Source organism: Streptomyces sp. NPDC085866 (assembly GCF_044541035.1).
In the GTDB taxonomy this organism is placed as follows: Bacteria; Actinomycetota; Actinomycetes; order Streptomycetales; family Streptomycetaceae; genus Streptomyces.
The window spans coordinates 114,476-127,903 of record NZ_JBITSQ010000002.1; the positions used below are offsets into that span (position 1 = coordinate 114,476).

Annotated in this window: 10 protein-coding genes; all 10 read left to right on the forward strand. The window is 72.8% G+C overall.

Annotation, left to right across the window (positions count from 1 at the left end):
* Positions 1–29 precede the first annotated feature (29 nt).
* The 10 genes from ACIF83_RS03940 to ACIF83_RS03985 are packed head-to-tail and all read left to right on the forward strand — an operon-like array spanning position 30 to position 13,378.
* Positions 30–737, forward strand: coding sequence for a hypothetical protein (locus ACIF83_RS03940; RefSeq protein WP_393478474.1), 708 nt, complete (start codon positions 30–32; stop codon positions 735–737).
* A complete protein-coding gene (locus ACIF83_RS03945) occupies positions 734–1,420 on the forward strand; it encodes a hypothetical protein (protein WP_393478476.1) in 687 nt (228 codons plus the stop codon). The genes ACIF83_RS03940 and ACIF83_RS03945 overlap by 4 nt, the downstream gene beginning before the upstream one ends.
* Before the next feature lie 10 nt (positions 1,421–1,430).
* On the forward strand, positions 1,431–1,793 hold the full coding sequence (locus ACIF83_RS03950; RefSeq protein ID WP_393478479.1) for a hypothetical protein: 363 nt from the start codon (positions 1,431–1,433) through the stop codon (positions 1,791–1,793).
* The gene (locus ACIF83_RS03955; protein WP_393478481.1) at positions 1,786–2,925 is read left to right on the forward strand and encodes a hypothetical protein; all 1,140 of its coding nucleotides are present in this window, start codon (positions 1,786–1,788) and stop codon (positions 2,923–2,925) included. The genes ACIF83_RS03950 and ACIF83_RS03955 overlap by 8 nt, the downstream gene beginning before the upstream one ends.
* Positions 2,926–2,958: 33 nt before the next feature.
* Positions 2,959–3,495: a phage baseplate assembly protein V gene (locus tag ACIF83_RS03960; protein ID WP_393478484.1), complete on the forward strand. Its 537-nt coding sequence runs from the start codon at positions 2,959–2,961 to the stop codon at positions 3,493–3,495.
* A 17-nt stretch (positions 3,496–3,512) separates the two neighbouring features.
* Positions 3,513–3,848 carry a hypothetical protein gene (locus tag ACIF83_RS03965; RefSeq protein ID WP_393478486.1) on the forward strand — a complete coding sequence of 112 codons (336 nt, stop codon included), beginning with the start codon at positions 3,513–3,515 and terminating at the stop codon, positions 3,846–3,848.
* Positions 3,845–4,231 (forward strand): GPW/gp25 family protein, encoded by a 387-nt coding sequence (locus tag ACIF83_RS03970; protein WP_393478489.1) that lies wholly within the window; start codon positions 3,845–3,847, stop codon positions 4,229–4,231. The genes ACIF83_RS03965 and ACIF83_RS03970 overlap by 4 nt, the downstream gene beginning before the upstream one ends.
* A complete protein-coding gene (locus ACIF83_RS03975) occupies positions 4,228–7,395 on the forward strand; it encodes a putative baseplate assembly protein (protein ID WP_399723269.1) in 3,168 nt (1,055 codons plus the stop codon). Before ACIF83_RS03970 ends, ACIF83_RS03975 begins: the two co-directional genes overlap by 4 nt.
* A complete protein-coding gene (locus ACIF83_RS03980; RefSeq protein ID WP_399723271.1) occupies positions 7,392–11,162 on the forward strand; it encodes a putative baseplate assembly protein in 3,771 nt (1,256 codons plus the stop codon). The genes ACIF83_RS03975 and ACIF83_RS03980 overlap by 4 nt, the downstream gene beginning before the upstream one ends.
* Positions 11,162–13,378, forward strand: coding sequence for a hypothetical protein (locus ACIF83_RS03985; RefSeq protein ID WP_399723273.1), 2,217 nt, complete (start codon positions 11,162–11,164; stop codon positions 13,376–13,378). Before ACIF83_RS03980 ends, ACIF83_RS03985 begins: the two co-directional genes overlap by 1 nt.
* The last annotated feature ends 50 nt before the right edge of the window (positions 13,379–13,428 follow it).

The following is a 13,428-nucleotide window of genomic DNA, read 5'->3' on the forward strand; positions in this document are numbered from 1 at the left end:
ATTTAGTTGATCTTTGGAACGGAGTTGTCATGCGCCCCCTGTCACCCGGAGAACAGAGCCAGGTGGACTCGCTGAATGAGATTCGCGAATGTGATGCTCTGGAGGTCGACTTCTTCGAGCGCGGAGACCTGCTGGAAGAGCTCACCGAGAACCCGGAGATCTTCTCGTTTCTGGGGCGATTCAAGAACGTGAATCTTGGGGCGTCGCTACGTGAGTGCAACATCCGCGTCACGGAGATCTCCTGTCGCTGGCGCACAGCGGAAGGAGAACCGGAAGTCGGCGGAGAGTTCAGGCTCGGGGATCTGTACGAGGCCATCCTCAATCCGGCGCCGCAATTCGCCGAAGGGACGGTGAGTCCGGGCGATCTGGAAATATATCAACAGCTTCGCGTGATTGACTTCCCGCAGCATGCTGGAACCGGAAATTTCTGCGCCATCCGCCTGCAGGAGCATGTGGATCCGTTGGAGATGTGGTACTACGACATGCGCTTGAGTACTGCTCCGGGATATGAGTCCGATCTCATCAAGATGGAGCTCACGTACTGTGAGTACCTCGAGACTGTAGTGCTCACCAAAGGGGTTTTCGGGTGGCAGTATCTGTTTACTGATATCTCACTGAGAGGTCAGGTGTTCCGTGAAACCGTGGCCCGGCTGAGGCGCATGATTGAAGTATTCCCGACGCTTTTCCCGAACCACGACTACAGCTCGTTGGCTGCCCGGCTGGAGGCCCGCCTGTGACCCGCTACGCCGACATCCCCAAACCCATCCGCTCGGGCATAGTCGTCGTCGACCCCGACACCGGCACCCCCCAACGCATCATCGTCCTCCAGTTCAACCCCGACACCCTTGAGCGCAGCATCGCGCCGCAGAGTGCCGGCGACGGCGGGGACGCCGGCGGCGGCGGAACCGGCAGCGGGGACCGCAATGAGGCCCTCCGTCTCAAGGGCCCCGCCCAGGAGACCTGGAAGTTCACCGCCGAGATCGACGCGACCGACCAGCTGGAGGTCGCCGCGCCCGACGGGATCCACCCGCAGCTCGCCACTCTGGAGATGCTGGTGCAGCCCACGACGGCGCAGTTGCGGGCCGCGAGCAAGCTGACGCAGAAGGGGAGCATCGAGATCAGCCCGATCGAGATGCCACTGACGCTGTTCACCTGGGGGAGCAAGCGGGTCATGCCCGTCCGGCTCACCGAACTCTCCGTCAACGAGTCCGCCTTCGACGTCAACCTCAATCCGATCCGGGCCTCGCTGAGCATCGGGATGAAGATCCTGACCGTGAGCGACCTGCCCGCCGGGCATCGCGGTGCCGACCTGTACATGGCGCACCTGGCGCAGAAGGAGCGGCTCGCGGCCGCGGCGCGCGGCGGCAGCCTGGGCGCCCTCGGGCTCGGCGGCACCGACCTCGTGATCGGAAGGGGCTGAGGAGGACACCATGGCCGAGACCGAGCCTTACGAGAGCGCCCTGGACTCCCTACCGGGGGCGCATCCGTACCCGCGCACCAGCCGGTACCACGACGCCGAGATCGGCGTGCACCGGATGGCCGACGGCACCGAAGTCCGTTACACCAAGCGGCGGTTGCTGCCTCCGCTCGACGAGGAGACCGAGCCGCACACGGTCGGTGCCGGCGAGCGTCCCGATCTGCTCGGGCAGCGTTTCCTCGGCGACCCGGGGCAGTGGTGGCGGATAGCCGACGCCAATCCCGTGCTCGATCCCCGGGAGCTGACGGACGAGGCGGGGCGCGTCATCGGCATTCCGCCGGCCGGCGGTTTCCCGCGCGGAGAGCGGCGTGTCTGAACAGCCCGTGGGGCAGGGCCCCGTCCACATCCAGCTCCTCATGGGGCCCACCCTGGCCCGCCCGGTCCCGGCCGAGGTCGCCGAGGCGCTGCTGTCCGCCCAGATCACCGCGACCGCGGGGGAGCGCAGCGGCTTCCAGTTCGCCTTCGACCTCACCAAGCACGGGCTGATCAACCAGCGCCTGCTGCCCGAGGGGTTCTTCGATCCCAAGACGCGCGTCATCCTCACCGTCAGCGTCCGTGGCACGCCCGAGGTGCTGTTCGACGGGCTGATCGTCCGGCAGGAGGTCGGTGCCAGCAACATCCCCGGCCACTCCACCCTCACCGTCACCGGCGAGGACCTGACGCTGCTCATGGACCTGGAGGAGCGCACCGCCCGCTATCCCAACCTGCCCCCGTCCGAGCGCGTCCTCACCATCCTCCGCCGCTACTCGGACTACGGCATCCGGCCGGACGTCTACACGGAGAAGGTGTCCCAGCCCCCGCACCAGGACCTCCGCGTGCACTACCAGACGGGCACCGACCTGCAGTACGTCACCGAGCTGGCGCGTGCCAACGGCTACACCTTCTACCTGGAGCCCGGCCCCAACCCCGGCCAGTCGTCCGCCCGTTGGGGCCCCGAGGTCCGGCTCGGCCTGCGGCAGCACGCCCTCAACGTCAACATGGACGCCAACACCACCGTGGACCAGCTGACGTTCGCGTACGACGGCACGGCACGCGAGGAACCGCAGGCGCGCTGGCAGGACCCCGGGACCCGCCAGGCCACCCTGCTGCCCCAGCCGCCGATCAGCCCCCTGCGTCCGCCGCTCGGCCGGCGCCCCACCCCCGCCCTCAAACGCAGGACGCTCTCCGGTACCGCCAAGCAGCAGCGCGAGCAGGCCGAGGCCGAACTCCTCGCCCGGGCCGCGGTCTCCGCAGACGTCGTCTCGGGCTCCGGATCGCTCGACGTCAACCGGCACGGCTACCTCCTCCAGCCGCGCCGGCTCGTCGGAGTCCGCGGCGCCGGACGGGCCTACGACGGCGACTACTTCGTCAAGTCCGTCACCCACAACCTGCGCCCGGGCTCGTTCCAGCAGAACTTCACCCTCTCCCGGGAGGGGCTCGAAGCGCGCAGCGACCGCGTCCGGCCCTGACCCGAACCACAGAAGAACCAGGAGCAGTTCAGCATGGCGGCACCCAGCAATCGCTACCTCGGCAAGTTCCGCGGCCGGGTCGTGGACAACAACGATCCGCTGCACATCGGCCGGATCACGGCCGAGGTCCCGGACGTCCTCGGCGACGAGCCGTCCACCTGGGCACTGCCCTGCCTGCCGTTCACCGGACCACAGGCGGGCCAGTTCGTGGTGCCGCCGCCCGGCGCGGGTGTGTGGGTGGAGTTCGAGCAGGGGGATCCCAGCTTCCCCGTGTGGACCGGGTGCTGGTACGGCGACGCCGGCGAACTGCCGCCGGACGCGCGCCGCGAACTGCAGGCGAACGCGGCGAACAAGCCGGTCGTCGTGCAGACCCCGCAGGCCCACAAGATCGTCATGAACGACACCGCCGGCGCCGAGCAGGGGATCCTCCTCCAGGCCCAGGGCGGCGCCTACATCCGCATCACCAAGGAAGCCGTGGTCATCGCCACCGGCGCGGGCGCCGAGGTCGTCCTGCGCGGCCGCGAAGTGACCATCAACGAGGGCCAGTTGACCGTCCTCTCCAAGCGATAGACAACGGGGGAAAGAAGTTGTCCGGAAGTCTGCTGGACGCGGGTGCCGTGATCGGCTGCCCGCACGGCGGCCGTGCCGCGCCCGCCACCACACCCTCCGGCGGCGCACGGATCGCGGGCGCCGCCGTCGCCACGGCCGCCCACGCGTACGTCGTCACCGGCTGCCCGCACACGCCCGACGGGGTGCCCTCGCCGTGCGTCTCGGTCCGCTGGACCGCCGACACCTCCGGCGTCACCGTCGACGGCGCGCCCGTGCTGCTCGACACCTCCGCCGCCCAGTGCTTCAGCGCGGCCCTCGTCCCGCAGGGACCGCCCGTCGTCCAGGCCGCGCAGCGAAAGGTCACCGTCCGATGAGGCCGACGAGCCCACGCACCCGTACCGACATGGCGTTCCCCTTCCACGCCGACCGCCGGGGACGCACCGCGCACGCCCGCCCCGCCGAGCACGTCCACGACCTGATCGAGCAGCTGCTGTTCACCAGCCCCGGCGAGCGTGTGATGCGGCCCGACTTCGGCTGCGGACTGCTCGACCTGGTCTTCGCCCCGAGCAGCCCCGAACTGGTCAGCACCCTCGAACTCTCCGTCCAGGCCGCGCTGCAGCGCTGGCTCGGCGACCTGGTCGAGGTCGTGGCCCTCGACATCGAGAGCGGCGACGACGTCGTACGCGTGCATCTGTCGTACCTCGTGCGCGCCACCGGGGCGGTCCGCGAGGACGTCTTCGAGGGGAGGGCGGCATGAGTTCGGGAACCGCCCGGCGGGCCAAGGTGCGGGCCGCCCAGCTCAACGGGGTCGACGCCGTCGAGGTCGGCGACGACGGGCTGCTGCTCACCGTCACCTTCCTCGGCAAGGCCCCGCACGGCCTCGGCCCCGAGAACGTCCGCATCGACGGCGGCCGGCGCATCACCGGCGTCACCGCCGTCGACGTCAGCGTCGAGCGCGAGGAGGACCCGGAGCTGGACGACCGGCTCTACGTCACCCTCGACCGGACCGGCGACACCTCCCGCTACCGGCTGTCGCTGGTGGAGGCCGACCCCTACGGGCGGCCCGGCACCGAGCCGTACCGCGGCTTCGACCAGCGCTACCACAGCGCGACCTTCGCCTTCCGGCCCGACTGCCCCACCCCCTTCGACTGCACGGACGGGACCGAGGAGCCCCCGGCCTTCCCGACCGCCCCGGTCATCGACTACACGGCCCGCGACTACGACACCATCCGCAAGCTGCTGCTCGACCGGCTCGCGCTGACCACCCCCGACTGGGTGGAGCGCAACCCCGCCGACCTGGGCACGACCCTCGTGGAACTGCTCGCGTACACCGGCGACCAGATCAGCTACCAGCAGGACGCGGTCGCCACCGAGGCCTACCTGGACACCGCGCGCCGCCGGGTCTCGGTGCGCCGGCACGTCCGGCTCATCGACTACGCGATGCACGACGGCTGCAACGCCCGCGCGTACGTGACCGTCGAGGCCGCCGCCGACCACACCCTGGCCCCGGGCACGTTCCGTTTCGCCTCCGTCGACGTGCGCACGCTCGACCCGCACGACCGCCCCGAGCCCGGCACCGTCATCGACGAGAACGACCTCGGCGACCTGGACGAGCGCGGCTCGGTGGAGGTCTTCGAACCGGTCGTCGCCGCCGACCCGCTGCGGCTGCGGGTCGCGCACAACGCGATCCGGCTGTGGACCTGGGGCGGCGAGGTGTGCGCCCTGCCCAAGGGGGCCACCGCGGCCACCCTGCGCGACGAGTGGGCGGACCCCGAGACCTGCCGGGAACGCCGGCTGGACCTGAAACCGGGCGACGTCCTGGTCCTGGAGGAGGTCAAGGGCCCGCGCACCGGCACCCCCGGCGACGCCGACCCCGCCCACCGTCAGGCCGTACGCCTGACCTCCGTCACTCCGGGCCTGGACCGCATCGAGGACCAGCCCGTCCTGGAGGTCACCTGGGCCGCCGAGGACGCCCTGCGCTTCCCGCTGTGCCTCGCCACCCGCGGCGGGCGCGACTGCCTGCCCGTCGAGGACGTCACCCTCGCCCGCGGCAACGCCGTCCTCGTCGACCACGGCCGCTCCGGCTTGACCGAAACGGTCACCGTGCCGCCGGTACCAGCCGTCGTGGCGCCCTGCGACCCTCCCCCAGCCTCCGGCCGGGGGTACCCCCATCTCGCTTCGCTCGCGTTCGGCTGCTGCGACCGTACGGAGGGCAACGCGCCCGCCCGGCTCATCGGCTCCCTCACGGACAAGGCGGAAAGCGGCCGGGAACTCACCCCGGACGACGTCCGCGAGCTGTTCGAGGTCGTGGGGGAGCGGGCCACCGTACGCGCCGGACTCGGGCTGGAGCGCGCCGGGCAGCGGCACGTGGGGGTACGCCCGGCCGGAGGCTGGGAGAGCGTCGTGCCCGGCACGGCGTACGCGCAGGCCGCCGCGCTGCGGACGCTGCTCGCGCAGTCCGTCTACCCGGGCATCCGCCCGCGCTTTCGCCCCGTCCTCGGCCGGGTGCCGGTCACCCAGGCCGTGCCGTTCCCCGACCCGGGCACCGTCGCCGCCGGGCAGGCCGAGCGGATCGCCGCCATCCCCGGCCGGGTCCGGCAGCGGCTCGTCGAACTGTGGCGCAGTGCGCGCGACCGCGACGGACTCGGCGAGGAGGAGATCACCGAACTCGTTCTGATCTACGGCCTGAGGGTGCTGGAGCGGCTGGAACTGCGCCGCCACCCGGTCCGCGCACTGCGCGAACTCCTGCACCGCAGTGACGAGTTGCTCGACGCCAAGCTGCGCCGCGTCGAGATCCTGGCCGCGCGGGCCCGCGCCGGCACGGTCCTCGACGGACACATCGCCTGGGAGATCGCACACGGTTGGGGCCCGGCGTACGCGGCCGGACTCCACCCCGAGGAGCCGGTCCTGCGCGGCTCGGCCACCGCCGCGCTCGCCCAGGACCCGCGCCGCGCGCTGCCTGCCGTACGACTCCACGACGGCACCGACCCGGTCTGGGAACCGCGCCGCGACCTGCTCGACAGCGCCGCCCGCGACCGGCACTTCGTCGGCGAGCCGGAGGACGACGGGCGCCTCGCCCTGCGCTTCGGCGACGGACGGCACGGTGCCGAGCCGACGCCCGGAGCACGCCTGGCCGTGCGCTACCGGCTGGGCGGCGGCCTCGCGGGCAACGTCGGCGCGGAGGCCATCAACCACCTCGTCGTCGAGGCGGACGGCGCGACACCGGCCGCCGGCGTCCGCAACCCGCTGCCCGCCACCGGCGGTACCGAGCCCGAACCACTCGAGCAGGTACGCCAGTTGGCGCCGCTCGACCTGCGCCGCACCCGGCTGCGCGCGGTCACCGCCGAGGACTACGCGGCCCTCGCCGCCGCCCTGCCGGGAGTGCAGCGGGCCGCCGCCGAGATCCGCTGGACCGGCAGCGTCCAGGAGGCGCACGTCGCGATCGACGCGTACGGCAGCGGCACCCCGTCCGACGGGCTGCTCACCTCGACGGCGCAGGCTCTGGAGACGTACCGGCGGATCGGGCACGACCTGGTGGTCGGCCCCGCCCGGCCGGTGCCGCTGGACATCGCGCTCACCGTGTGCGCCCTGCCCGGCCACCAGCACGGGCAGATCCTGGCCGAGCTGTACCGCGTGCTGGGCAACGGCCGGCTGCCCGGCGGACGGCTCGGCTTCTTCCACCCCGACGCGCTGACCTTCGGTGAGCCGGTCCGGCTCAGCCGTCTGGTCGCCGCCGCTGCGGCCGTCCCCGGGGTGGAGAGCGTCGAGGTCACCCGGCTGCGGCGGCTGTTCGAACCTGACCGAGGAGAGAGGGAGGACGGCGTGCTGCGGCTCGGCCCGCTGGAGATCGCCACCTGCGACAACGACCCGGACCGGCCCGAACAGGGCCGGCTGGCGATATCCCTGGGAGGCTCCCGATGAGCCAGGCCTGCTCCTGCGGCGGCGCGTGCGGCGGCCACGACGAGCGCCTCGCCCCCGCCCCGCCGCACAACCCGCCCGGCCGCACCGCGCTCGACTACCGGGTCGGCGAGTACGGCTCCTTCCTCGCCGCCCTTCTCGACCGGCTGGCCTCCCCTGCCTACCCGGCCCTGGCCGGGCTGACCGTCCGTACCCCGGACGATCCGGCCGTCGGCCTGCTCGACGCCACTGCCGTCCTCGGCGACCTGCTCACCTTCCACTCCGAGCGGATCGCCGACGAGGCCTACATCCGCACCGCCAACGAGCACCGCTCCCTGGTGCTGCTCGGGCGGCTCGTCGGGCACCGGCCGCGCCCCGGAGTGGCGGCCTCCGCGCACCTGGCGTACACCCTCGAACGCGACCCGCGTGCCGAGGCTCTTCCCGTGCTCGTCCCGCGCGGGGCGCGCAGCCACAGCGTGCCCGCCTCCGCCGACGAGCAGTCGCTGACCTTCGAGACCGCGCGGGACCTGACCGCCCGCTGGGACTGGAACGAGCTGAAAGTACGGCGCCGCCGCCCCTCCCTCGTCACACCCGAGGACCTCGACCGCCGCTCCGAACTGTTCGTGGAGGGCACCGCGAACTCCCTCCAGACCGGCGACCAGCTGCTCTTCGTCTTCGGTGAACAGGCCGGCGGGGAGCGGAAGTTGCTGCCCGTCGCAGGCGTCCGGATCGACCGCGACGACGAGATCACCGCGATCTCGCTGCCCGAATCGGCCCCGCCCACGCTCAAGGAGCTGGTGGACGAGGTCCGGCGCTGGACCGCCGAGCCGGCCGCCCCGGGCGAACCGGGCGACGAGCCGCCGACGCCCGAGGTCCCCAACCCGCGCCCGGTCAGCCGCCTGATCGAGGACTTCGACGAGCAGATCCTCGCCCCGCTGCGCACGGACCTGGACGGCGTCAAGACCCCGGAGCGCCTCGCCGCCCGCCTCGGCGAGCCCATCGCCCGACTGCGCGAGGCCGAGGTGCTGGCCGAGCCGTACGAGGACGTGGCGGCGTGGTTCGAGCAGCTGGAGGCGGTGCTGGCGGAACTGGCCGAGCGTGCCCTGGAGTTGGCGCCCGCGCAGCCGGCCCGGCTCGTGCAGCCGGCCCAGCTCGCGCAGCCGACGGAGACCGCCGCCGAGAAGGCCACGCTCCCGGACCCCCGCGAGGCCGCACTCCAGGCCCTGAGTGCGGTCCTGCCCGCCCTGCGCACGGCCGCCCCCGTCCCCGGGCACAGGGCCCGCGGCCGCCGCCCCGGCTCCGACACCGCCCGTCTCCTCTCCGCACTCAACCCCGGCCTCGGCAGCCTCTACCCGGCCTGGCGCACGGCTGCCGCCCCCGGCGCCGTGCAGCTCCTGCGCGACCTGCTCGCGATGCGCGTCACGGCGGCTCCCTTCGGTGCCACCGCCCCGCTCAAGCCCGTCCAGGACGAGCGCGGCCGGGTCATCCGCACCGCCGACTGGCCGCTGACCGGCGCGGTGCTGGCGAGCATGCGCGTGGTGTACGACCCCGCGGGCAAGGTCCCGGTCAGGGCGGAGTTCCAGTACGTAGAGGGCAGCAGCAGCGACCAGCGCGCGGAGAACCTGCCCGCCGCCCAGCCGGTCACGTTCGTCCTCGGCCCGGGCCAGGTCGACCTGTCGACCCGCGCCCCCCAGGACCGCGAGCTGAGCTGGCTCAGCCGCCGACCGGCCACCGCCGAGGAACCCGGCGTCACCGCCAGCCTCCACTCCGGCCTGCCCGAACGCAGCCTGTTCGTGTCCCGTCCGGACGACGACGGCCAGGTGCACGTCGGCATCCACAACGGCACGGCCCAGGAGATCTCCCTGCGGCCGGGCGAGACCAAGCAGATCACCCACGGCGAGTACGAGGTGAGCCTCAGGTACACGGTGGGCAGCACCGAGCCCAACGTCGAGATCGTCATCGCGGGCAAGCCGGAACCCCTCAACCGCAGGGTCCTGCAGCTGGACAGCGTGTACGACGGCATCACCGTCGGCAGCTGGGTGGCGATCCAGCGGCCCACGAAGGGCACGGCGGTACCCGGCGACGCCAGGTTCGCCTTCGTCACCACCCAGGTCGTGGCGGCGCGTACGGCGGCGTACTCCAACTACGGCATCACCGGCCGCGGTACCGAACTCACCCTCGCGGAACCCTGGTTGGACGAGTCCGACGTCCTGCTCTCCCACATCCGCGACACCACCGTGCACGCGGCGGGCGAGCCGCTGCGCCCGGCCGACGAGCCGCTCGGCGAGGACGTGCACGGCAACGAGATCGAACTCGACGAGCTGTACGACGGGTTGCGTCCCGGCCGTACGCTCATCGTGAGCGGCGAGCGCACCGACGTCCCGGGCACGACCGGCGTCACCGCCACCGAGGTGGTCACGATCGCCGCCGCCGACCCGGCCGTCGACCCGCAGCTCCCCGGCGACCACGTCCACACCCGGCTCACGCTCACCACCGACCTGGTCCACCGCTACCACCGGGCGAGCGTCCGCGTCCTCGGCAACGTCGTCGAGGCCACCCACGGCGAGAGCCGCGAGGAGGCCATCGGCAGCGGGGACTCCGACCGCGTCAACCAGACCTTTGCCCTCTGGCAGTCCCCGCTGACCTGGCTCGCCGCCGACAACCCCCTCGGCGCCACGCCCGTCCTGGACATCCGCGTGGACGGCGTGCTCTGGCACGAGGTCGACAGCCTCGCCGGGCGCGGCCCGACCGAGCGGGTGTACATCACCGGCATCGCCTCCGACGGCCGTACGACCGTGACCTTCGGCGACGGCGTCCACGGCGCCCGCCTGCCCGGCGGTCACGAGAACGTCCGCGCCCGCTACCGCTTCGGCACCGGCAAGGCCGCCAACGTGCCGGCCGACCGGATCACCCAGCCGCTCACCCGCCCCCTCGGCGTCACCGCGGTCACCAACCCGCGCCCGGCGACCGGCGGCGCGGACGCGGACGGGCCCGGACTCACCCGCCGTACGATCCCGCTCGCGGTCTCCGCCCTGGACCGGCTGGTCTCCGAGGCCGACTACGAGGACTTCGCCCGCTCCCGCGCCGGAATCGGCCGGGCGGCGGCCCGTGAACTCTTCGACGGACGGCGGCGCGTGCTGCACGTGACGGTCGCCGGAACCGACGACGTCCCGCTCACCGAGGACAACCTGCGGCCCCTGCGCGGGGCGCTGACCGAGTACGGCGACCCCAACCTGCCGGTCCGGGTGGACGTGCGCGAGCTCGTCCTGCTGCTGATCGCCGCCAAGGTGAAGCTCGCCCCGGACCACGCCTGGGAGTACGTCGAGCCCCGGCTGCGCCAGGCGCTACTGCTCCGACTCGGCTACGAGGGGCGGGAGTTGGGCCGCCCGGCCCGCCTCTCCGAGGTCCTCGCCACCGCGCACGCCGTGCCCGGCGTCGACTACGTGGACGTGGACGTCTTCACCGGCGTACCCGCCTCCGCCACCCCGGACCGGCTCACCGCGCTGCTCGCGAGCCCCGGCACACCGAGGGCGTCCGTCCCCGCGCACCCGGCGTCGTACGAGGAACGGACCCACACGGTCCGCGACCCGCACGGCGAGACCCTGTCGTCCGTCTGCGCCCGCCACGGCATCTCGCTCGCCGAACTCCTGCGCCTCAACCCCGACATCACCGACACCCGGCGCCTGGACGTGGGCCGGACGGTGTTCGTCTTCCGTGGCATCCGGCCGGCCCAGCTCACCATGCTGTCGGCGCGGGCCACGGACACCCTGATTCTGACGGAGGTCAAGTGATGTCCGCGAAGCCGACGGATGTCGAGTCGGAGGCGCCGGCCCCGGTGCTGCCCCGGGAACCCGACGGGCTCGCCGAGCTGCTGCCCCGCTGGCACCGGCTGCGCGACGCCGAGGAGGGCGAGCCGCTGCGGGCCCTGCTCGCGGTGATCGCCGAGCAGCTCGACCGGGTCCGCGACGGTGTCCAACAGGGCTACGAGGACCTGTTCGTGGAGACCGCGGCGCCCTGGGTGCTGCCGTACCTCGGCGACCTGGTCGGCTACCGCACCCTGCCGGGCTACGAGCGGGTCCTCACCACCGGCCTGCACGCCGGCGGCCGGGACGCGCTCGCCGAGGCCGTCGCCCCGCGCCGCGACGTGGCCGCCACGGTCGCCAACCGGCGCCGCAAGGGCACCCTCCACCTCCTGGAGGAGCTGTCCGAGCAGGTCGCCGACTGGCCCGCCCGTGCCGTCGAGCTGTCCCGGCTGGTGGCCCACACCCAGCCGGTCAAGCTGTACGGCACCGGCCGCCGCGGGGACCGTGGACGCCTGCTCGACCTGCGGGACGGCAGCGCGCTCGCCCTGGCCGGCGGTCCCTTCGAGCAGACGGCCCGGACGGCCGACGTACGGCGCGCCGGCTCTCCCAAGAGGCAGGGTGGTCGGACTCCCGCTGGAGTCGGGCTCTTCGTCTGGCGGCTGAAGCCGTACTCCCTGACCTCGTCCCCGGCGTACTGCATCGACCGCGCCCGCAACCTCTACACGTTCTCCATCCTGGGCAACGACACCCCCCTGGTCACCAAGCCGGTCCCGGAGCCCTCGCCCGCGCACATCGCCGCCGTCGACAACGTCCCGGCGTTCATCACCCGCCGCCTGCTGCACGACCGGCTCGCCGACTACTACGGCCCCGGCAGGAGCCTCGTCATCCGGCGCGACGGCGAGGACCGGCCCGTACCACCCGCCGACATCGTCGTAGCCGACCTGTCCGACTGGCGCTACCGGCCGGGGCGCGGACAGGTCGCCGTCGACCCGGAGCTGGGCCGCATCGCCTTCGGCTCGCGCTCAGCGCCCCGGCAGGGCGTGTGGGTCGACTACCACTACGCGTTCGGCGCCGACATGGGCGGCGGCGAGTACGAGCGCCCCGACCGCGAGCCCCTCCCCCGAGCTCTCGACTCCGCTCGGGCAGGGGGAACGCCCATCGACGCCGACTTCTACCAGGTCGGCCCCGGCCAGCCGTACCAGCGGATCATGGACGCCTACCGGGCCTGGCAGGACGAGGGCAGCCCGGAGCGCACCGGCATCATCGAGATCACCCACAGCGGCGCCTACCAGGAGCAGCTGGACTTCGACCTCGACCCCGGCGACCGCCTCGAACTGCGGGCCGCCGAGGGCACCCGGCCGGTGATCCGGCTGCTGGACTGGTACAGCAACCGCCCCGACGCCCTCAACATCCGTGCGCTGCAGGACGACTGCGCGCCGCACGAGCGGCCGCGGGTCGTCCTCGACGGACTCCTCGTCGCCGGCCGCGGCATCAACGTCACCGGCCCGATGGGCGCCGTCGTCGTCCGGCACTCGACCCTCGTACCCGGCTGGTCGCTGGAGCCCGAGTGCGAGCCGCACTCGCCCGACGAGCCCAGCATCGTCCTGGAAGGCACCACCACCTGCCTCCAGATCGAGCACAGCATCCTCGGCACCATCGAGGTCATCGGCGACGAGGTCTCGGCGGACCCCCTCGACATCCATCTGCGCGACAGCATCCTGGACGCCACCGGCCCCGACCGCGAGGCCCTCTCCGCCCCGGACTGCCGTCACGCCCACGCCGTCCTGCACCTGCACCGCACGACCGTCATCGGCGAGGTGCACACGCACGCGGTGGAGATCGCCGAGAACTCGGTCTTCATGGGCAGGCTCCACGTGGCCCGGCGCGGCATCGGCTGCCTGCGGTACTGCTATGTCCCGCCCGGCTCGCGCACCCCGCGCCGCCACCGCTGCCAGCCCGACCTCGTCGGCCCCGAACAGGCGGGGCGCGTACGGCCGCTGTTCGCCTCCGAGCGCTACGGGACGCCCTGGTACGGCCAGTTGGCGGACCGGTGCGCCGAGGAGATCCGGCGCGGCGCCGACGACGGTGCCGAACTCGGCGCCTTCCACGACCTGTACCGACCCCAGCGGGAGGACGGCCTCAGGGCGCGGCTCGCGGAGTACACGCCCGCGGGCGCGGACGCCGGGATCTTCTTCGTGACGTGAGCAGTGCCGCCGTACGACCCACCCGCAGATTTCCGAACCAGGGGGACCCC